Annotated in this window: 20 protein-coding genes; 8 read left to right on the top strand and 12 right to left on the bottom strand. The window is 40.7% G+C overall.

The window, feature by feature from the left end; genetic code table 11:
* Window positions 1-5: 5 nt before the first annotated feature.
* Both AAFF35_RS15670 and AAFF35_RS15665 read right to left on the bottom strand, forming a co-directional pair.
* Complete coding sequence (locus AAFF35_RS15670; RefSeq protein ID WP_342327461.1) at window positions 6-839, bottom strand: helix-turn-helix domain-containing protein; 834 nt, start codon at window positions 837-839, stop codon at window positions 6-8.
* 101 nt (window positions 840-940) lie between these two features.
* Window positions 941-2,605: an FAD-binding dehydrogenase gene (locus tag AAFF35_RS15665; RefSeq protein ID WP_342327460.1), complete on the bottom strand. Its 1,665-nt coding sequence runs from the start codon at window positions 2,603-2,605 to the stop codon at window positions 941-943.
* Here AAFF35_RS15665 and AAFF35_RS15660 point away from each other — a divergent pair.
* A complete protein-coding gene (locus tag AAFF35_RS15660) occupies window positions 2,565-2,849 on the top strand; it encodes a glycoside hydrolase domain-containing protein (RefSeq protein WP_342327458.1) in 285 nt (94 codons plus the stop codon). The two genes, AAFF35_RS15665 and AAFF35_RS15660, sit on opposite strands and share 41 nt — an antisense overlap.
* A 34-nt stretch (window positions 2,850-2,883) precedes the next feature.
* On the opposite strand, the gene AAFF35_RS15655 is transcribed toward AAFF35_RS15660, so the two are convergent.
* The gene (locus tag AAFF35_RS15655) at window positions 2,884-3,210 is read right to left on the bottom strand and encodes a MazG-like protein (protein ID WP_342327457.1); all 327 of its coding nucleotides are present in this window, start codon (window positions 3,208-3,210) and stop codon (window positions 2,884-2,886) included.
* 169 nt (window positions 3,211-3,379) lie between these two features.
* On the opposite strand from AAFF35_RS15655, the gene AAFF35_RS15650 reads away from it, so the two are divergent.
* From AAFF35_RS15650 to AAFF35_RS15640, 3 genes are read left to right on the top strand one after another with little or no spacing between them, the layout of a single operon-like run.
* Complete coding sequence (locus AAFF35_RS15650) at window positions 3,380-4,186, top strand: SDR family oxidoreductase (RefSeq protein WP_342327456.1); 807 nt, start codon at window positions 3,380-3,382, stop codon at window positions 4,184-4,186.
* A 22-nt stretch (window positions 4,187-4,208) separates the two neighbouring features.
* Window positions 4,209-4,547, top strand: a complete 339-nt coding sequence (locus AAFF35_RS15645) for a hypothetical protein (RefSeq protein ID WP_342327455.1) — start codon at window positions 4,209-4,211, stop codon at window positions 4,545-4,547.
* A gap of 1 nt (window position 4,548) precedes the next feature.
* Window positions 4,549-5,478: a helix-turn-helix transcriptional regulator gene (locus AAFF35_RS15640; protein WP_342327454.1), complete on the top strand. Its 930-nt coding sequence runs from the start codon at window positions 4,549-4,551 to the stop codon at window positions 5,476-5,478.
* Between the two features lie 10 nt (window positions 5,479-5,488).
* Here AAFF35_RS15640 and AAFF35_RS15635 read toward each other — a convergent pair whose 3' ends face one another.
* The 3 genes from AAFF35_RS15635 to AAFF35_RS15625 all read right to left on the bottom strand — a co-directional run bounded on the left by AAFF35_RS15635 (window position 5,489) and on the right by AAFF35_RS15625 (window position 7,650).
* On the bottom strand, window positions 5,489-6,232 hold the full coding sequence (locus AAFF35_RS15635; RefSeq protein WP_342327453.1) for a hypothetical protein: 744 nt from the start codon (window positions 6,230-6,232) through the stop codon (window positions 5,489-5,491).
* Window positions 6,233-6,321: 89 nt separating this feature from the next.
* Complete coding sequence (locus AAFF35_RS15630; protein ID WP_342327452.1) at window positions 6,322-7,068, bottom strand: M57 family metalloprotease; 747 nt, start codon at window positions 7,066-7,068, stop codon at window positions 6,322-6,324.
* A gap of 120 nt (window positions 7,069-7,188) precedes the next feature.
* Window positions 7,189-7,650 (bottom strand): Lrp/AsnC family transcriptional regulator, encoded by a 462-nt coding sequence (locus AAFF35_RS15625; RefSeq protein ID WP_074610972.1) that lies wholly within the window; start codon window positions 7,648-7,650, stop codon window positions 7,189-7,191.
* A 236-nt stretch (window positions 7,651-7,886) separates the two neighbouring features.
* Here AAFF35_RS15625 and metE point away from each other — a divergent pair, with 236 nt between their 5' ends.
* Window positions 7,887-10,202 carry a 5-methyltetrahydropteroyltriglutamate--homocysteine S-methyltransferase gene (metE, locus tag AAFF35_RS15620; protein ID WP_342327451.1) on the top strand — a complete coding sequence of 772 codons (2,316 nt, stop codon included), beginning with the start codon at window positions 7,887-7,889 and terminating at the stop codon, window positions 10,200-10,202.
* Between the two features lie 89 nt (window positions 10,203-10,291).
* Here metE and AAFF35_RS15615 read toward each other — a convergent pair whose 3' ends face one another.
* Complete coding sequence (locus AAFF35_RS15615; protein WP_342327450.1) at window positions 10,292-10,600, bottom strand: hypothetical protein; 309 nt, start codon at window positions 10,598-10,600, stop codon at window positions 10,292-10,294.
* A gap of 85 nt (window positions 10,601-10,685) precedes the next feature.
* Between AAFF35_RS15615 and AAFF35_RS15610 the strand changes: the two genes are divergently transcribed.
* Complete coding sequence (locus AAFF35_RS15610; RefSeq protein WP_342327449.1) at window positions 10,686-12,215, top strand: endonuclease/exonuclease/phosphatase family protein; 1,530 nt, start codon at window positions 10,686-10,688, stop codon at window positions 12,213-12,215.
* A 1-nt stretch (window position 12,216) separates the two neighbouring features.
* Here the strand turns inward: AAFF35_RS15610 and AAFF35_RS15605 are convergent, their stop codons facing one another.
* Window positions 12,217-13,752, bottom strand: coding sequence for a serine hydrolase (locus tag AAFF35_RS15605; RefSeq protein ID WP_342327448.1), 1,536 nt, complete (start codon window positions 13,750-13,752; stop codon window positions 12,217-12,219).
* A 159-nt stretch (window positions 13,753-13,911) separates the two neighbouring features.
* Here AAFF35_RS15605 and AAFF35_RS15600 point away from each other — a divergent pair, with 159 nt between their 5' ends.
* Window positions 13,912-14,061 carry a hypothetical protein gene (locus AAFF35_RS15600; protein ID WP_342327447.1) on the top strand — a complete coding sequence of 50 codons (150 nt, stop codon included), beginning with the start codon at window positions 13,912-13,914 and terminating at the stop codon, window positions 14,059-14,061.
* A gap of 99 nt (window positions 14,062-14,160) precedes the next feature.
* On the opposite strand, the gene AAFF35_RS15595 is transcribed toward AAFF35_RS15600, so the two are convergent.
* Together AAFF35_RS15595 and map are read right to left on the bottom strand one after the other, a co-directional pair.
* Complete coding sequence (locus tag AAFF35_RS15595) at window positions 14,161-14,790, bottom strand: hypothetical protein (protein WP_342327446.1); 630 nt, start codon at window positions 14,788-14,790, stop codon at window positions 14,161-14,163.
* Window positions 14,791-14,978: 188 nt separating this feature from the next.
* The gene (gene map / locus AAFF35_RS15590) at window positions 14,979-15,743 is read right to left on the bottom strand and encodes a type I methionyl aminopeptidase (RefSeq protein ID WP_342327445.1); all 765 of its coding nucleotides are present in this window, start codon (window positions 15,741-15,743) and stop codon (window positions 14,979-14,981) included.
* A 204-nt stretch (window positions 15,744-15,947) separates the two neighbouring features.
* Between map and AAFF35_RS15585 the strand changes: the two genes are divergently transcribed.
* Entirely contained in the window at window positions 15,948-16,634 is a 687-nt protein-coding gene (locus AAFF35_RS15585; protein WP_342327444.1) for a transporter substrate-binding domain-containing protein, read from the top strand.
* A 10-nt stretch (window positions 16,635-16,644) separates the two neighbouring features.
* Here the strand turns inward: AAFF35_RS15585 and AAFF35_RS15580 are convergent, their stop codons facing one another.
* Together AAFF35_RS15580 and AAFF35_RS15575 are read right to left on the bottom strand one after the other, a co-directional pair.
* Window positions 16,645-17,469 (bottom strand): ion transporter, encoded by an 825-nt coding sequence (locus AAFF35_RS15580; protein ID WP_342327443.1) that lies wholly within the window; start codon window positions 17,467-17,469, stop codon window positions 16,645-16,647.
* A gap of 28 nt (window positions 17,470-17,497) precedes the next feature.
* Window positions 17,498-18,205, bottom strand: coding sequence for an arylesterase (locus AAFF35_RS15575; protein WP_342327442.1), 708 nt, complete (start codon window positions 18,203-18,205; stop codon window positions 17,498-17,500).
* Between the last annotated feature and the right edge of the window lie 25 nt (window positions 18,206-18,230).

Here is an 18,230-nt window from a genome sequence, read left to right as displayed (position 1 = left end):
GTCCTTTACCCGGACAAATCCTGCATAAATGCAATCCGGTATTCGGAAGGAGTGATTCCGACTATCTTTTTAAAGAGGCGCCCAAAATAGCTGGGATCGCCAAAATTGAGCTCAAAAGCAATTTCAGAAATACTTTTGGTCAGATCCTGTAGCAATAATTGACTTTGCAGGATACTCACTTTATTGATCCATTCCTTCGGACTTGTGCCGGTCGTTTCTTTCACACATCGATGGAGGTAGTTCTCGGATACCGCTAACTCATCTGCATAGAATAAAACCGTTTTATGTGTTACATGATGTTTGTATACCAGCTCTTTAAAATTAAAGGTAATTTCGGAATTTCGGTTTACCCCTTTATTTAGTGCTGCATTTGAAGTGAGGATCTTTTGCAATCCTGCCTGAAGAAGCGAATAGCAGATCCCAAGGTTGGGGGCCGGGCTATAAAGTTCGATGCTCAGGAGCTCAAAAAGAGGGGTCAGCCATACACTGCTCTCCTTAGATAAATGAATGACCGTATTTGCGGAGAAAAGTTTGATGAGTTCCTGTTTGGACAACAGTTGATTGAGTGTCTGATCTTCAAATAGAATGATGTGTCCGGTAGCATCTTCGCTCACCTCTTTTAAAGCCGTAACATTACCTTGCCTGATGAACAAAACTTCATTTTCCTTTATGGACAGCACATCGGCATCTACCTGCTGTTTTGCCCTTCCGCTGGTAATGTGAACAATGAAATTAAAATCAGGCCTGTGCAGAGGGCTGGGCACTTTAATAAACCCGGATGTCTTTCCGATATCGTGGATTTGGATTGGTGTTTTTAAAATCACAAACTCCGTTGACATTTCGGACATATACTGACCTCGGAAGTCTGTCGGGCTTACTCTCTTTATTTTAGTCACAGCACAAAACTAATAGAAATAGTATTCAGACAGACATTTTTTACTTATCGATCAGCAATATATTTCCCAATTTTCATTCCGGAGAAGATACATCCTCCAAGAAAAGTCCCTTCCAATGCGCGATAGCCATGCATACCGCCACCGCCAAAACCAGCTACTTCACCTGCTGCATACAAACCCTCTAAAACACGGCTATCCGTTTTTAAAACCTGTCCGTTAAGATTCGTCTCGATACCACCTAATGTTTTACGGGTCAGGATATTGAGGCGTACAGCAATCAGTGGTCCGTTTTCCGCTGCCAGTATTTTATGTGGTTTGGCTACGCGGCCCAGTTTATCTCCTAAATATTTTCTGGTGCTCCGGATATAATTAATCTGGGTGTCTTTGGAGAATTTATTATCCAGTTCCCTGTCTCTGGCTTCAAGGAGTGATCTTATCTTTTGCTCATCGAGCAACGAATCACCCGAAAGTTCGTTCATCTTTTTCACCAGGTCTTTCAGATCATTTGAGACGATAAAATCTTTACCATTTTCCTTAAACGCTTCTACCGGAGCAGGTGCTTTTTTACCAAAAATTCTTTTCAGAAAAAGGAGGTAGTCTTTATTGGTGATGTCGGGGTTTTGCTCTGATCCGGAAAGCGCAAATTCCTTTTTAATGATTTTTTGTGTCAGGATAAACCAGGAGTAGGCATAACCTGTTTCCTGGATATGTTTCAGTGTTCCCAGTGTGTCAAATCCCGGTAGGAAAGGAGCGGGGAGGCGATTGCCCTTCGCATCAAGCCAGATGGAAGATGGGCCCGGAAGTATCCTTATGCCATGATTTGGCCAGATCGGATTCCAGTTTTGCAGCCCTTCAGTATAATGCCACATCCGGTCGCGGTTAATGATCCTCGCGCCTGCGTTTTCGGCAATGCCGATCATTTTGCCATCTACGTAAGCCGGGACGCCACATACCATATTTTCCGGGGCTTTGCCCAGTCTTTCCGGCCAATTTTGTCGCACGAGTTCATGATTGGCACCAATTCCCCCGGTTGCAATCACAATGTGATCTGCTTTATATTCAAATTGCGAAACAACATTTCTATTGGTGGCAAAGCCCCGTTCCTGATCATCATCTTCCAATACATCACCCTGTGTGCCAACGATTGTACCCTCAACGCTGATCAAAGCGGTAACCCGGTGCCTGAATTTCATTTGAAGGAGGCCTTTACCTCTTGCTTCGTAAGCTTTTTCAACAAATGGTTTGATGACGCCGGTACCTGTGCCCCAGCTGACATGAAAACGTGGAACTGAATTGCCGTGACCACTTGCTGCGCCGTCTCCGCGTTCTGCCCATCCCACCATAAACATTAGTTTAATGTCCATCTTAGAGATGTATTCATACTTTTCCCCTGCAGCAAATTTTAGGTAAGCTTCGGCCCATTGTCTTGGCCAATAATCTTCTTCACGATCGAAAGCTGCTGTACCCATCCAATCCTGTAAGGCCAGTTCATAAGAATCTTTGATACCCATTCTTCGTTGCTGGGGAGAATTGATTAAAAACAAACCTCCAAATGACCAGAATGCTTGTCCGCCGAGGTTTTGCTCAGTTTCCTGATCCAGTAATAACACTTTTTTTCCTGCATTGGTAATTTCCATAGCGGCAACCAGTCCGGCCAATCCGGAACCAATGATGATGGCGTCAGCTTTAAACTCTTCTTCTGTAGGCATATACACAAATATAGAAGAAAAGTTGAGGGTTTTATTCCGGGGAGATCACAGTACGAAATTTACAATAGAAGCAAGGCAGGCCTCAAAAGAGAATAAATATATTCAATCTGCGAAGTTAAGCGGGAAGCCGATAGCGGATTTCAGGATTTTGCAGAGAGAAGTTTTAAAAGGTGGAATATTGGAACTGGGTAATCAACCAAACAAAGAATGGGGTGTTCAGCCAAATGCTTATCGAAGCCAGTAGCAGGAACTCCTGACGTCGATAAGCAGGGCGTAGTTTATTTTTCTAAAAGCTTTTCCGTTTTGCTGAGGAATCCGTCAAGAGCAGTATTGATATCCATTCCCATACGATCTGCCAAAATGGTCAGCCACCAGATGCATTCTCCTAATTTATGTGATAATTCAGCATCGGTATCCGGGCCTTTAGGCCATCGTCCTTGCTGCGACATCGTCAGCCGGCCAACCAGGCCGGCATCGGTTAGAAATGCTAAGGCATCTTCTTCAATGGTCCACTCGCTGCCATGGTATTGTAGTTCTAGTTTGCGATAAAGTTCCCTGATCTTTTGCGACCGGGCTATTACTTCATTGAAATTCAATTCGCTCATCGTTATCTTATTAAGTGTTATTTATGCGGCAAGATACCTGGTTTTGCTAACCGCAGATAAACCGGATCTGTTTTATTTGTATCCAAATAAACCGTACGAATGTTTTTTTGGTTACAACATTGATGGAAACGGCAACACAAGACCCGAGAGACGAATCTACATTTGGAGAATGAAAACTATACTCATTACAGGCGCATCTTCCGGATTAGGAAAAGCCACAGCAAAATTATTTCAGGCAAAAGGATGGCACGTAATTGCGACCATGCGTAGTCCGGAAAAAGAAACAGAGCTCTCCGGGCTTGACAACATAACCTTACTGGAAATGGATCTGACCAAACCCGGTCAGGTAGAAAATACAGTGGCAATGGCCATTGGCTCAGCCGACATTGATGTGGTGTTGAACAATGCTGGTTATGGACTTGCCGGACCATTTGAAGCATATTCTGCCGAACAGATCGGAAAGCAGATCGACACCAATCTCACCGGCGTATTGCGCGTTGCTCATCCATTTGTTAAATATTTCAGAGAAAACCAACGAAAAGGGCTATTTATTACGGTGACCTCCGCAGTGGCAATTGCTGCAAGTCCTTTCGCTTCTGTATATACTGCTACCAAGTATGCTTTGGAAGGCTGGTCTGAGTCCATGAACTACGATTTGAGTGCTTTCGGTATTCAATTCAAAACAGTAGCCCCGGGAGGCATCAAAACCAACTTCGGCAGTGGCGCATTGGTGCTGGAACAACATCCGGCCTATGAACCGCTTTGGAATAAGATGATGCTGGGTTTTCAGGATGGCAGCTTGATCCATTTTTCGGAACCTGAAGAAATCGCTGCGGTGATCTATCAGGCAGCAACTGACGGGAAAGACCAGCAGAAGTATGCAGCGGGAAAGGATGCCCTTGCTTTGTCGGCCAAAAGAAAGGAACTGGGGTTTGAAGCACACCGTAAAGAAATTACCAGATATTATCAAGCTTAACCATAAAATATAACCTTAGAAAATGACTGCAATAAATAAACCAGGAGGACTGGAAACTACCACCTTCAAACTTGAAAAAGGGAAAACCTATTCCGACTTTATAACCGCAAATGCAGACGTAGACGCATGGCTGAAAAAGCAACCCGGGTTCCAGTCCAGACATATTGCGCAACGCTTGGACGGAACAATAATTGACGCACTCATCTGGGACTCTGAGCAGGATGGAAGGGATGCGATGCATCGTTTAATGAGCGAGCTGGCAGATTCGCCGGTGCATGAAGTGATCGATCAGGGAACCGTTTCCTGGAATATTTACCCCATCTATCATCAAATCCGGCAGAAAAATAATTTATTAACTTAGCATGATGACTTCAGCAAAGGGAAATACTCCTCCAGTGATCTTCCAAAGTATCTCAGCGCTGCTTAAAGCGCTGGGGCTGGACAAACCAATGCATCCTTTAATAGCCCTTGTGGACTATAAGGACATCAAAGTCGATACTTCGGAACTGGGCCGGGGATATATGCTTAACTTTTATAAGATCTCTTTTAAAGCGCATTTTGCAGGGCAGATCAGATATGGCCAGGGACACTATGATTTCGAGGAGGGCGGGCTGTCGTTTACTGCACCCAATCAACTGATCGCCGCCGCTGCCGAAGAAAAAGACTATAGCGGATATACTTTGCTGTTTCATCCGGACTTTATCCGGAATTATCCTTTGGGAAAGCAGATGACTAAGTATGGTTTTTTTGCCTATTCCGTGGCTGAAGCTTTGTATTTATCAGATAAGGAAAAGAAAATCATTTTTTCTGTTTTTGACAACATTGGGATGGAACTGGATACCAATATCGATCATTTTAGCCAGGATGTATTGATCTCGCAGATTGAGGTGCTGCTCAATTACAGCAATCGTTTCTATGGACGGCAGTTTATTACCAGAAAGGTAGTTCACAACGATCTGATCGTCGAAATGGAAGCCTATTTGTCGGGTGTTTTTAAATCCGATAAAGCGCTCGTTACTGGACTGCCTACCGTTCTGGAGATCGCGAATCACCTGAAAGTCTCTCCCCGTTACTTGAATGATATGCTGCGCTCCTTAACCGGACAAACAACACAGCAACATGTTCACAATAAGCTGATCGAAAAAGCGAAGGACATCCTAAGCACAAGTAACCTTAGCGTCGCTGAGATTGCCTACGGACTGGGATTTGAGCATCCTCAGTCGTTCAACAGGCTCTTCAAGGCCAAGGTGAAAATCTCACCACTTGAATTCAGGCAATCATTTAATTCATAAACCGGATTTTTTAAAAGACTAAGGGAATATCAAAGGATACTTTTGCTTTTCCCTTTTCAAATTCTTTTCCTTTTATCTGCAAGAATGTTTTTCCATTTTTTTCAAGACGACCTATGGTCAGTTTGTAAAATTTAGCATTAAGATTTTCAAGATCTTTAAACTGATCTGGGCTGATATTTTTAGGCAATTCCAGGTCCCAGTTATAACCCTTCCACTTGCTCCTTAAGCCGTTTGATTCATTTGTAATGTCAGATTTTCCGGTAAAATTCAGCTCATGATCACCGATGAAAACGAGGTTCTTTTCTAAATCAATTCTTACTGCGTCCAGAATTGCCAGTCTCCCTCTGGATTTAAAACTGATGATGATGTTGTTGTTTAGAATGCTAACGACTTCACTTCCCGAGGAACTGCTTTCCATTTCTTTCATCGCGCGCTGCATTTCTATATATTCTCCCTCTGTCAGACCCAGGTTAGGATGATAAGGAAGGGGCCTGACATTTTCAAATTTCTTGGTGTGATCTATAAACCAGTCGTAATTTTTTTGTACACCCAGTTTAAATTTTTCCATCAATTCCGCTTGTCGTTTGCTTTGTTTTATACCATCAAAAATATCAACAGTGACCTCAGCTTGTGGCAGCAGATTATTGAGGTCTTTGAGGATGTCGCCGGTTAACAATGGTTTTTGATTTTGCTGAGAAAAGCAGGTTGAAAAGAAGAGTGTAGAAGATAAAATCAAGGTAATGAAACGGAGCATGGTGCAGGTGTTTTTAAGGGTTATAAAAAAGAGCTGCCTTTTTGGAGGCAACTCTTTTTATCATCACGAATAGTTAATTGTTTTTTTAATTATAGAGGATATAATACTGCGGTTGCCTGTTTATCTTTCGCTGATAAAACGGTAGCACCGCTTCCACATTGTCCGCCGTTCATTAACGACAAAGTATCAGTTCCTCCAACTCCAGGTACATTGATGGTGGTTGATTGATTGGTGTGTTTGAAAGATATGGTATGTCCAAACTCATGTGTAATCGTTCTGGTACGCTGTGCAAAAGAATTATTTTGAATCAACGCCTGATTGATCCATATTACACTACCTGCTTTACCGTTGCTGGTAGATAAATATGCCTGTCCACATGTCGAAGCTCCAATGGTATTGTCTACCTTGATTAAAATATCATAAGTACTTCCAGTGGTAAGCACGAACTTAATTTTAGAATTCGGTACGGTATTCCATTGTGCAATTGCAGCGTTAATTTCAGCGGCCATACTGGTGATAGATGCATCAACTTTAACAAGAATATTATTGCTGTTGGTGACCAGGTATCCATTGTAATACTGTTCTGTTTTTGGACCTCCGTTAGTTGGAATTTCCATGTTTTTATCAACTACCATATCTCCATCAACGATATATCTATCGCCTTTTTCGACGATTTGTGCGTCAGTGAATCCAAGACTTTTGATGTAAGCAAGAACTTTGTCTTTTTGTTCAGTTTTAACTTCCTGATTTGCAGGAGTGTCATTCTTTTTTGAGCATGAGGTAATTAAAATAGCGAATACTGCGATGAGCGCAATGCTTTTAAATAGGTTTTTCATAATTTGAATTTTAGGGATGATCGTGATGATGTTACAATTTAATAATTATTCCATAAATATATCATGGAATAATTATTAATCTTTCCCCGGGTGTTCAAATTTTAATGTTTATCGATGGATTTAAAAACTAACGTTATACGAATTCTTGATCTCCGCCATTGCGAAAGTACTATGCGTACTTCCTATACTTTTAACAGAGCCTAGTTTGTTAAAAACAAAATCCTGGTAATGCTTCATATCCCTCGCATGAACCTTTAATATAAAATCAAAATCCCCGGAAATATTATAACACTCTACAACTTCATCGATCTTTAAAATGTCTTCCACAAACTGATGACCTATTTTTCTATCGTGCTGTTTGAGCTTAATGTTGCAAAAGACAATAAATCCCTGATTGAACTTTTCCGCATCGAGTATGGCGATGTACTTTTTAATATATCCGGTACTTTCCAGTCTTTTTACCCGTTCAAAAACAGGAGAGGGCGACAGGTTTACCTTAACTGCCAGCTCTTTTATCGTGTAGTTTGAATTGCTGCCCAATATCTTCAGGAGCAGCAAATCCGTTTCATCCAATTCTTCCATAGAATATTTTCCCTTAATGGCTGCTAAAATAAGCAGATAAAAGCATAATATGCTTAAAATATTTACTTGAAAAGTTATTTATGCTTATTTATTGCTATATGTTAAGTTTTATAATCTGCATATATACATTTGAGAAGAATTTAAAACTGACTTGTAATAAATAAGGCGCCCTGGATTAAGAGTTAATTCCGGAGCTTTTTACAATGATTATTAACCATTTAAAAAGTTGAAGAAAGATGAAAACGCACAACCTTGGCTATCCACGAATTGGTAGCAACAGAGAACTCAAAAAAGCCTGCGAGCAATATTGGTCAGGCAACATTTCATTAGCAGAGCTGTTAAGTAAAGGAAAAAATATCTACGAGCAAAACTGGAAATTGCAACAGGAAGCAGGAATAGATCTGATCCCTTCCAATGATTTTTCGTACTACGACCAAATTCTGGATATGTCCTTAACCGTAGGAGCTGTACCGAAACGTTACAATCAGGTCGCCTTAAAATCCAACAATGAAATGGATTTGTATTTCGCAATGGCGAGGGGGTACCAGAAAGAGGGATTGGACATTACCGCGATGGAAATGACCAAATGGCTGGATACAAATTACCATTACATCGTTCCTGAATTTTACAAAGATCAGGAGTTTAAATTATTCTCGAATAAAATCGTCAATGAGTTTGCAGCGGCAAAACAATTGGGAATCAAAAGTAAACCGGTCATCATCGGCCCAGTTTCCTATCTGCTATTAGGAAAGGAAAAAGAAGAGGGCTTTGATAAATTAGATTTAGTGAAAAGGCTGTTACCCGTTTATATTCAGATTTTAAACGAATTAAAAGCTTATGGAGCAGAGTGGATCCAGTTCGACGAACCATTTTTGGCACTGGACATTAATGATAAAGCAAAAGAAGCTTATCAGTATGTTTATGCAGAGATCAGGAAACAATTTCCGTATCTGAAAATTTTGGTGGCTACCTATTTTGAAGGCTTAAAAGATAACCTGACCTTAGCCTTGTCATTGCCGGTTTATGCATTGCATATCGACCTGGTCCGCTGTCCGGAACAACTGGATGAGGTACTGAATGCCATTCCTGAACAATTGGTTTTATCGCTTGGCATCGTAGATGGAAGGAACATCTGGAAAAATGATTTCGAACAGTCTTTGGCCATCATAAAAAAGGCGACCGATAAAATAGGGAGCGACCGGATCCTCATCGCGCCGTCCTGCTCACTATTACATTCGCCATGCGATCTGGACCTGGAAACCAATGATAAAACCTTGACTCCCGAGATTAAAGAATGGCTGGCTTTTGCCAAACAAAAGATTGATGAAGTAGTGGTATTGAAGGCTTTGGCGACTGACCATCCGGATCAAAATGCATTGGGTAAATTGGAAGAAAATAAAAAAGCAGTTTCCAGTCGCAGAACTTCCACATTGATTCATAACGAACAGGTCAAACAGCGGGTAAGTTCCATTGCCGCTAAAGATGCCCAGCGGGAAAATACCTTTTCCATACGCAAAAAAGCACAGCAGGAAATTTTACAACTTCCGCTTTTTCCAACAACAACTATTGGCTCATTTCCACAGACGGCAGAGGTAAGAAGCTGGAGAGCGAGGTTTAAAAAAGGTGAGATCAGCCCTTCAGAATATGATCGCCTGCTAAAAAAGGAAACTGAAGAAACCATTCGCTGGCAGGAAGAAATCGGTATTGATGTATTGGTTCACGGAGAATTTGAGCGCAATGACATGGTGGAGTATTTTGGCGAACAATTGAACGGTTTCAGCTTTACAAAGAATGGCTGGGTGCAAAGCTATGGCAGTCGATGTGTTAAGCCGCCGGTTATTTATGGAGATGTCCATCGCCCTGCAGCGATGACTGTTTACTGGACTGCCTATGCACAATCCTTGACCAAAAGTCTGGTAAAAGGAATGTTGACGGGCCCGGTTACCATTTTACAATGGTCTTTTGTTCGCAATGACCAGCCACGTTCTGTGACCTGTAATCAAATCGCATTGGCGATTCGCGATGAAGTAGCAGATCTGGAAAAAGCAGGAATTAAAGTTATTCAGATTGATGAACCCGCCATTCGGGAAGGTTTACCGTTAAGGAAAACAGATTGGCAGAATTATTTACAATGGGCAGTAAATGCATTTAAAATATCAGCAAGTGGTGTAAAAGATGAAACGCAAATCCATACGCATATGTGCTATTCTGAGTTTAACGACATCATTCAAAACATTGCTGATATGGATGCAGATGTGATCACGATTGAATGTTCCCGTTCGCAAATGGAATTGTTAGATGCGTTTGCAGACTTCAAATATCCCAATGAAATAGGACCAGGAGTTTACGACATCCATTCTCCAAGGGTGCCCTCTAAAGACGAAATGGTAAGGCTTTTGGAAAAAGCTAAAGCAGTAATTCCTGCTGAACAACTTTGGGTAAACCCGGATTGTGGATTAAAAACCCGTCATTGGCCGGAAACAAAAAGCGCTTTAATTGCGATGGTTGCTGCCGCTAAAGAATTGAGTGCAAATCAATTGGTCGCTTACTAGTCAAGTCTCAATCCGATAGGAAGTGGTCCAACCAGATACCCCTTTTTACAAATTGTAAAGAGGGGTTTTCATTGATGTCCGATTCTTTTTTACGTCCTTGTATAACCACATTCTCCACAACCCCAAAATTCTTCATTGCCATCATTGATATAAGACATAATTCCATCAGCACATTTCGGACAATTTACAGGCCCGGCGATAGTTTCCTTTTCTGATGCTTCATCTTTTTGAGGTTCATTAGACAGAAGATCGCCCGGATTAAGGGGAACATCCCAATAACATTCCGGACATTCCAACATCACCAGTCTTTGGCCTTTTCCAATGGCATAGGTCAATAAGTGCTCTTGCTGTTGATTTGCTTCAAATATTTTCTGGCAATGTGGACATCGTACGTTCATGTTTTAAAAATAAAAAGAAAATATGCCCGCCACAATAGCAGGGAAAGAATGTTATGTTTGCTTACCTGAAAACAAACAATGTATAATGGCCTCTAAATTAAAATTGATAACCACGCTTGTGATGATCAGCACAAGCATCTTTGCTCAAAAACCAGTATATCTTCAGTCTTTCGAGCCTGCTATTCAGTACAGTACGACAAAAGGCATATCCGGATCTGCACTGGATCTTTCGGGAAATGCTGCCATCCGTAAAGTATTAACGGTAAAAAATCAGCTGAACGAAAATGATGGAGATTTTTCTGTTATGCTATGGGTAAAAGCATCACCTCAACTGGCCAATGATTATGATGTGCTTTCTTCTACCAGTTTAACAGATAAAAAATGGAAAGGTTGGAGATTGGGTGTTCAGGCAAATGGCGCATGGCGATGGGAGGCCATGGGCAAAAATAGCTACGAGTATGAACCCACTGCAGCGCGACAAACAGTTAAAGATGATAAATGGCACTTGCTTGCTTTTAGCTATTCAAAAGAAAAAGAAGAGATCCGTCTATATTACGATGGCTTAAATACAGCAATTTATTATTGCCCGGGCTTAGATTCAATCCATACAAATGAACTGTTTATTGGTGGCCGAATCGCAGATCCGACAAATTCTTCGAGTGCAGAATACCGGGATCAATGGCATGCTTTCAATGGTGCACTGGATCAGGTCGCTTTATTTTCGGAAGTGCTAAGTCCTGATTTTATTGGCAAGCAATACGGTGCTTATTTTTCTGCTTTAAATACAAGGCAGTCGACCAATGCAAAAGATGTTCTTAAAGTGATGAATTTCAATATCTTCCATGGTGGAAATGAGACCGGAAAAGAAGTGGGAGTGGAGCGGATTGTAGAAGTGATCAAAGGCTCCGGGGCAGATGTAATTTCCATGCAGGAAACTTACGGTTCAGGAGCAAAAATTGCAGATCGATTGGGCTATTACTTCTATTTGAGAAGTACTAACATTTCAATCATGAGTCGTTATCCGATTGAAGAAACCTTAGCGGGCTACAAATCATTTTATAATGGCGGAGCCTATATCCGGTTATCTAAAGATCAAAAAATAGCATTCTTTGCCAATTGGCTCAATTTCCCGACTGACTATTGGGGAGATCTGGAGAAAAAAGTTAAACTGAATGCAGATACCCTGACAAAGCAAATGGACAAGGGAAATACTGGCGATTTACGTCATATCCTGCAAATCATCCAACCTTATATTGATCAGTCTTCGACTACTCCTGTGGTCTTTTGCGGTGATTTTAACTCCGGCTCTCATCTGGACTGGATCGAATCAACCAAACATCTGAATGGTGGCTTAGTGGTCCCTTTTCCTTCCGGATTGTTGTTAATGAAAAACGGTTTTAAAGATTCGTTTCGGGAAATACATCCAGATCCGCTTAAAGTTAGAGGGATTACCTGGAGTCCGATGTCTGTTGATGCGTTTAAAGACCGGATTGATTATATCTATTATAAAGGTGCAAAAATTAAGGCCATCGCTTCCAGAACCATCGATCAGCATCCGGTAAAATACCCTTCGGATCATGCGGCATTGCTAACAACTTTCAAAATTCAGAATTAAGCTATTGTAAACGCTTGAAATAACGGTCGTTAGAATAGACCCCTACAATCACATTCTTTTCCCTTTTGACAGAGAAAGAACGCAACATTGTCCTGAAATTAATCAAGCCAGTGCTATCGGTTAGCAAATGCAATTGTCCTTTTAGGTTTCCCCAGGAAACCTCTCCGGCATTGTTTATTTCCATACTACCGGATTTTTCAGCACCGTCATATTGTCCGGAAAGTTTTTTGTCCATTGCTGTTTTTTTGTCAATGACCTCCATTATCTCCTTTGTTTCCAATGCATCCGATTCGAAGTTTTTCTGTAGTGATATCAGGTTTTCTTTAGCAATGCTGTACTTGTTGTCTTTGTCTAAAAGGGAATTGTAAATATAGTTCGCTACTAAATGGGCCAATGCCTCCATTCCTTTTTTGTTGCTTAAGACCACCACACCTATCTTTTGATCTTTCATGAACGATAAATGTGAAGAAATGCCACTATAACCGCCAAAACGCGATACCAGCTGTTCTCCATTAAAGACAGATTGTTCCCATCCCAGTCCATAACCAAATCTTTCATAAGATTGATAGCGATTTTTCTGAGGAACAATTGCAGAGGTGGCGATAGCAATTTCCTTTTTGCCCAATACACCAGGAACGGAATTTCCATTGCTCATGAAGAACTGTAGATATTTTAGCAGATCAGTCACCGTAGTGAGGTGCCCACCAGCGGCCGACATCGAGTTATCCGCTTTATCAAATACACTTTTCAAAGCACCTTCCGAGTCATCTATTACGTAGCTGATGTATTTAGCATCTGCTTTTGAAACATAAGCGCTGGTCTTTTTCATACCCAATGGCTGAAAAAGCTGGTCGTCCATTACTTGCTGCCATGGCTTTCCTAAACATTTTTCGACAATCATTGCATAGATGACAGAACCGAGATTAGAATAGTTAAAGCTATGGTCTGGCAGAGCGGTACTCCGTTTCTTGAGCAGTTCCAAAAGTTGCTCGGTACTTCTGATTCCAATAAAAGCGGTCCATACCACTGCATCATTGTTTTTGATGCCATGGGTGTGAGTGATTAACGAGCGTATGCTGATTTTATCAGGATGGATCTTTTGATCATCAAAATTAAACCCCGGAAGATAATCTGCAATTGTCCCGTCGAGTTTTATGATGCCTTTACGATCCAAAATGGCGGCCAATGTTCCGGTCAGAGACTTGGAGGTAGAGGCAATATAAATTTGTGTTCGATCAGAAAATGGTGTGTTGGTTTCAGGGTTGGCATAGCCATAATTCTTTTTCAGAAAAACATGACCATCCTTTACGACGCCTAATGTTAAGTCGGGTTCTTTTCCTCCAAATGAGGACCTGATCTGATTGAATAATACATCCAGGGAATCGCTTAAATTTCTGGCGGCTTTATCTTTATAATAATCGTTTCTGGTTTGCTTTTTATGATTGGCTGATGGCCCTGTAAATGCGGCAAATACTATAAAACATAATACATAGAATGACAATAGTAATGGCTGTTTAAGCTTGCGAAGTAACATCATAAATCGATTAGGTTAATATTGATGCTAAGACCACAAGAAAGAGTCGCAGGTTACAGCGGGTTAAGCTATTTTTGTAGAGCAGGTTTTCGTTTTCTTACAATTTCCGGCTGAATAAGCCTGGTACTTTTGTGTAATCATTACACTTAAAAGTCAATAAAAATGGAACAAATAACAAAAACAGCATTTAACAAACAAGCTTTCAGTCCAATCCCATTTAAAGCCTATGAGGTTATTAAAAAAGTAATTAAATACAGCATTTATATTGCTCTTTTTTACTTCGCTTACGAAGGTTTTATGGCCTGGGAATAGGAATTCGGAATAAAAATGCCGGACAACCACCCGGCATTTTTAAAGTTTTATAGCTTAAGCTATCTGAAGGAAGAAAAATTAATAAGCAGAAATTCGCCTTTAGTTTAAATTCAAAAAGTAGTTGATCTCAAGAAACTTTTTAGAACCATTATCCTCGTTCTTTTTTGATTTCAATTCTTTTATAACCCCGGCTACTTTGATTTGTTGTTCAGGCAGCTTCTCGGAACCTCTGGCATGGGCAATAAAAAAAGTTTCAGAAGACTTTTCATCTCTTATTTCATAAACATCGTAACTGTCGGTAATGGGAACAGGAATAAAGGTGGTCACCTTTCCGGCCAATATCGGTATGAGTATATATCCATTAAACTCTGATTTAGACGCTATCTTTTTTGGAATGCCGGTAATAATGGCATTGGAAGAGATGACACCAATCTCGTTGGCTTCGGATGCAGACAACTCCTGGGCTTTATACTTTTGATAATTAAGCTGTAAACTATTGTCAAATTTCGAAAGAACTTCCGTTTTAGCTGCGGAACCTAAATTTGAAACAGAAAGTTCAAAGAAGAGTATCATTTTTTGTTTGTCATTAAATAATCCTCCGACTTTACCTAATTCAGCCTGAGAAATTATTCCATCGTCGGCATGCGTAAATAAATTGTAAAAACGACCGCCATTGTCCAAATCGCTTATCGCGTCATTCACATCTATATAAGATTCAATTTTTTTCATCTTTTGAGTTTCGTTGTTATGGATTATAAAGCTATTATTTTTTTATGTTTATCGTTTGCTGAAATTAAATATTTTTATTAAAGCAACGCATGGGCGAATTTGCAGATATGATCAGCGGAATGATCTGAATATTCCATAAAAAAAGACCTGGCGAAAACCAGATCTCTTTTTATTAGGTCGTTCCCGGATTAAGAGAAAATTTCATTCATCGAGGTCAGGATTACCGGAGCGCCACCTGTAACCATAATCGTATGCTCGTGCTGAGCTACAAAACCACCTTTATTTCCTAAGAATGTCCATCCGTCAGCTTGTTCCACTGCAAGGCTAGACTGAGTAGCAATAAAAGTCTCAATGGCCACTACAGAATTTTTCTTAAATCTTTCCTGATTAAAACGATCATAATAATTCAGAATCTGGTGCGGTTCTTCATGTAAACTTCTGCCTACACCATGTCCGGCAAGGTTTTTAATCACCATATAACCTGCTTTTTTAGCTTCAGTTTCTATAATTCTGCCGATTTCAGAGATTTTTACACCCCCTTTAATATTTTGAAGTGCTTTTGTTAAAATTCTTTTCGATGCTTCTACCAAAGGGGCGTGGTGATTCAAATCCTGTCCCAATACGAAGGAACCTCCATTGTCAGACCAGAAGCCGTCCAGCTCTGCAGATACATCTATATTAATCAGGTCACCTTCTTTAAAGATCTTATTTTCAGTAGGAATGCCATGGGCAATCTCATTATTCACGCTGATACAAGTCCATCCCGGAAAACCATAAGTTAACCTTGGTGCTGATTTCGCTCCTTTAGACTGAAGTAGGGCTCCGCCAAAATTATCCAGCTCCAAAGCTGACATTCCAGGCTGTGCATATTCCCTCATTTCCTTTAAAGCAAGGGCTACAATTTCACTTATTTTACTGATACCCAGTAAATCGGCTTCTGATGATATCGACATATTTTCTCGTTTATTTCTTTAATCAAAGTTACAGAATTAGCAATAACCTTCCATTTCAATGATGTAATTTTATTTATTTTGTTCAACATGTAAAGTTTTTGCTTAAATTCCTGTAAGAAATGTCTTCTTTACATTCATTATAGGAACAAATTGCTTTTACTGTCGTAAATTAGCCGCGCCAAATCACTTAATCCTGGAATAATTATGGCCCCAAAGAGAGTATTGAAAGTCGGTTTAGATTCTGCCGCACCATTTCCCATGCATTCGGACTATAATTCCGAAAAATTTGAAGGATTTGAGGTAGATTTATTAAGTGAAATTGCTAAACACCTTGATTTTGAGATACATTATGAAGTTTCTTTATGGAAAACTATTTTGGAGAAGCTTTTTAAAGGGGAATTAGACCTGATTTGTTCGGCAGTAACGGTAACTTCCTCACGCAAGCATATTCTGGAGTTTACAGAGCCTTATTTACACTTCAGACTTTGTGCTGTCGTGCCTGCAGAAGGTGCGCTGGATGAACTGAAAGACTTTAAAAACAAAACGATTGGGGTCAGAACGGCAACAGAAGCAGAAAGACATGTTCATACCAAATTCCCGGACAACAACATGTTTCATGCAGATACCAATAAAGAACTGTACAGAAAACTTCAGGCAGGAAAGATTGATATGCTTGTTGATGACTCACCGATTGCCGGAGGTTTCCTTCAAAACAACAGCAAATTAAAAATAGGCATGTTCCTGCCAAATACCGACTCCCATTATGCCATTGCGATGAAAAAAGGAGACCTGGAGTTAAGAAAGCAATTCAACACCGGACTAAAAATGCTGAAAGAAAACGGAATCTATGATGCCATTTATGCAAAATGGTTCAGTGAGATTCAGTTTTAAAACTCAGCAGTTAAAGCTTTGTTGCACAATATTTACAGAATTTAGCATCCTGATCATGACCTTCACGGCCACATCCAGGGCATACCTGATGGTGGAATCCTTTATTTCTTGCCGCTGCAGCCATTTCAGTAGTGATAATTCCCGTAGGTACAGCGATGATGGCATAGCCGATCAACATCATAAATGAGGCGACAAATTTTCCCATGGGCGTGACAGGGGAGATGTCTCCATAACCAACGGTGGTAATGGTCACAATGGCCCAGTAAATACTTTCCGGGATACTGGAAAATCCATTTTCTCTGTTCTCTACCAGGTACATGACAGAACCCAGAATCACTACAAGCGTAAGCACAGTAAGCATAAATATGCTGATCTTGCGCAAGCTGCCACTAATGGCCACGGTTAGAAACTTCATCTCTGACAGGAACCGCCCTAATTTAAAGATCCTGAAAATCCGCATCAGTCTTAAAGCACGCAAGGCAAGTAAAGACTGGGCGCCTACAAAAATGACGCTCAGATAGGAAGGAATCAGGGCCAGCAGATCAATGATGCCAAGCGGGCTCTTCACATAATTGAGCGGATGTTTGATGATCACCAGCCGAAGTATATATTCTATGGTAAACAGTATCGTAAATGTCCATTCAATCGCCGAAAAAAACGAACCGAATTGTCGGTGATAACTATCAATGCTGTCCAGCATAACTACCAGGATGCTGGCAAAAATAGCAATGAGCAAACCTACATCGAAAGCTTTTCCTGCAAATGTATTGGACTCATAAATGATTTCATGGAGCTTCGCCCGCCAGTCTTTAGTCTTTTCGTTCTCCGTATTCATAGTTTTTTATTGGAATTCCCTCATTTCTTTACAAAAGCCCTTTTAGCTGGGCCCATACATTTTCTGCCAGAATTTTTTGCCCCTCAACTGTAGGATGAATCCCGTCTTTCTGGTTAAGTTTAGGCACACCACCAACACCTTGTAGCAGGAAAGGGACCAATACCATATTGTTTTTCCTGGCCAACTCCGGGAAGATGGATTTGAATTCCTGTGCATATTCAGCCCCCATACTCGGTGGGATTTGCATTCCTGCAAGTACAAATCTGACCTGAGGATATTTCTTTTTCACCTTATCGGTAATTTGCTGAAGATTATCTTTTGTTTCAGTCAGCGGAAGTCCCCTTAATCCGTCATTCGCACCGAGCTCTAAGACAATAATGTCAAAAGGCTGTTTCAACAACCAGTCGATCCTGGTTTTTCCTGCGGCAGAAGTTTCTCCGCTTAATCCTGCATTGACCACTTTATAAGGCAATTTCAGGGAATCGATCTTGTGCTGAATCAACGCTGGAAAAGCTTCCGTCACATCAAGACCATAACCTGCAGTTAGACTCGTTCCGAAAAAAAGGATCTTCTTTGCCGCTTGATCGTCGGTTTTCTTTTCTGTGGGTTTCGTTGAAACCGCTTTTTCATTTCCGGACTGCTCATTTCCTTGTCCGCCACCACAGGATGAAAACAAGGATGCGATGGAAAACAGCGTTGTTAAAACGATAGAACTTACAAAATAATGACGTAACATATGTGTTGAATAAGGGTCTGAATAT

The organism is Pedobacter sp. FW305-3-2-15-E-R2A2, from assembly GCF_038446955.1.
In the GTDB taxonomy this organism is placed as follows: domain Bacteria; phylum Bacteroidota; class Bacteroidia; order Sphingobacteriales; family Sphingobacteriaceae; genus Pedobacter.
The sequence above is the reverse complement of the archived record's forward strand: the minus strand, read 5'-3'. Positions and strand labels throughout refer to the sequence as shown.

Coding starts and splice junctions, on each gene's coding strand:
- AAFF35_RS15670 (WP_342327461.1), bottom strand. CDS start 839: ATGTCAACGGAGTTTGTGATTTTAAAAACACCAATCCAAATCCACGAT.
- AAFF35_RS15625 (WP_074610972.1), bottom strand. CDS start 7,650: ATGGAAGAATTGGATGAAACGGATTTGCTGCTCCTGAAGATATTGGGC.
- AAFF35_RS15635 (WP_342327453.1), bottom strand. CDS start 6,232: ATGCTCCGTTTCATTACCTTGATTTTATCTTCTACACTCTTCTTTTCA.
- AAFF35_RS15640 (WP_342327454.1), top strand. CDS start 4,549: ATGATGACTTCAGCAAAGGGAAATACTCCTCCAGTGATCTTCCAAAGT.
- AAFF35_RS15630 (WP_342327452.1), bottom strand. CDS start 7,068: ATGAAAAACCTATTTAAAAGCATTGCGCTCATCGCAGTATTCGCTATT.
- metE (WP_342327451.1), top strand. CDS start 7,887: ATGAAAACGCACAACCTTGGCTATCCACGAATTGGTAGCAACAGAGAA.
- AAFF35_RS15605 (WP_342327448.1), bottom strand. CDS start 13,752: ATGATGTTACTTCGCAAGCTTAAACAGCCATTACTATTGTCATTCTAT.
- AAFF35_RS15665 (WP_342327460.1), bottom strand. CDS start 2,605: ATGCCTACAGAAGAAGAGTTTAAAGCTGACGCCATCATCATTGGTTCC.
- AAFF35_RS15575 (WP_342327442.1), bottom strand. CDS start 18,205: ATGTTACGTCATTATTTTGTAAGTTCTATCGTTTTAACAACGCTGTTT.
- AAFF35_RS15600 (WP_342327447.1), top strand. CDS start 13,912: ATGGAACAAATAACAAAAACAGCATTTAACAAACAAGCTTTCAGTCCA.
- AAFF35_RS15615 (WP_342327450.1), bottom strand. CDS start 10,600: ATGAACGTACGATGTCCACATTGCCAGAAAATATTTGAAGCAAATCAA.
- AAFF35_RS15660 (WP_342327458.1), top strand. CDS start 2,565: ATGATGATGGCGTCAGCTTTAAACTCTTCTTCTGTAGGCATATACACA.
- AAFF35_RS15650 (WP_342327456.1), top strand. CDS start 3,380: ATGAAAACTATACTCATTACAGGCGCATCTTCCGGATTAGGAAAAGCC.
- AAFF35_RS15610 (WP_342327449.1), top strand. CDS start 10,686: ATGGCCTCTAAATTAAAATTGATAACCACGCTTGTGATGATCAGCACA.
- AAFF35_RS15580 (WP_342327443.1), bottom strand. CDS start 17,469: ATGAATACGGAGAACGAAAAGACTAAAGACTGGCGGGCGAAGCTCCAT.
- AAFF35_RS15655 (WP_342327457.1), bottom strand. CDS start 3,210: ATGAGCGAATTGAATTTCAATGAAGTAATAGCCCGGTCGCAAAAGATC.
- AAFF35_RS15585 (WP_342327444.1), top strand. CDS start 15,948: ATGGCCCCAAAGAGAGTATTGAAAGTCGGTTTAGATTCTGCCGCACCA.
- map (WP_342327445.1), bottom strand. CDS start 15,743: ATGTCGATATCATCAGAAGCCGATTTACTGGGTATCAGTAAAATAAGT.
- AAFF35_RS15645 (WP_342327455.1), top strand. CDS start 4,209: ATGACTGCAATAAATAAACCAGGAGGACTGGAAACTACCACCTTCAAA.
- AAFF35_RS15595 (WP_342327446.1), bottom strand. CDS start 14,790: ATGAAAAAAATTGAATCTTATATAGATGTGAATGACGCGATAAGCGAT.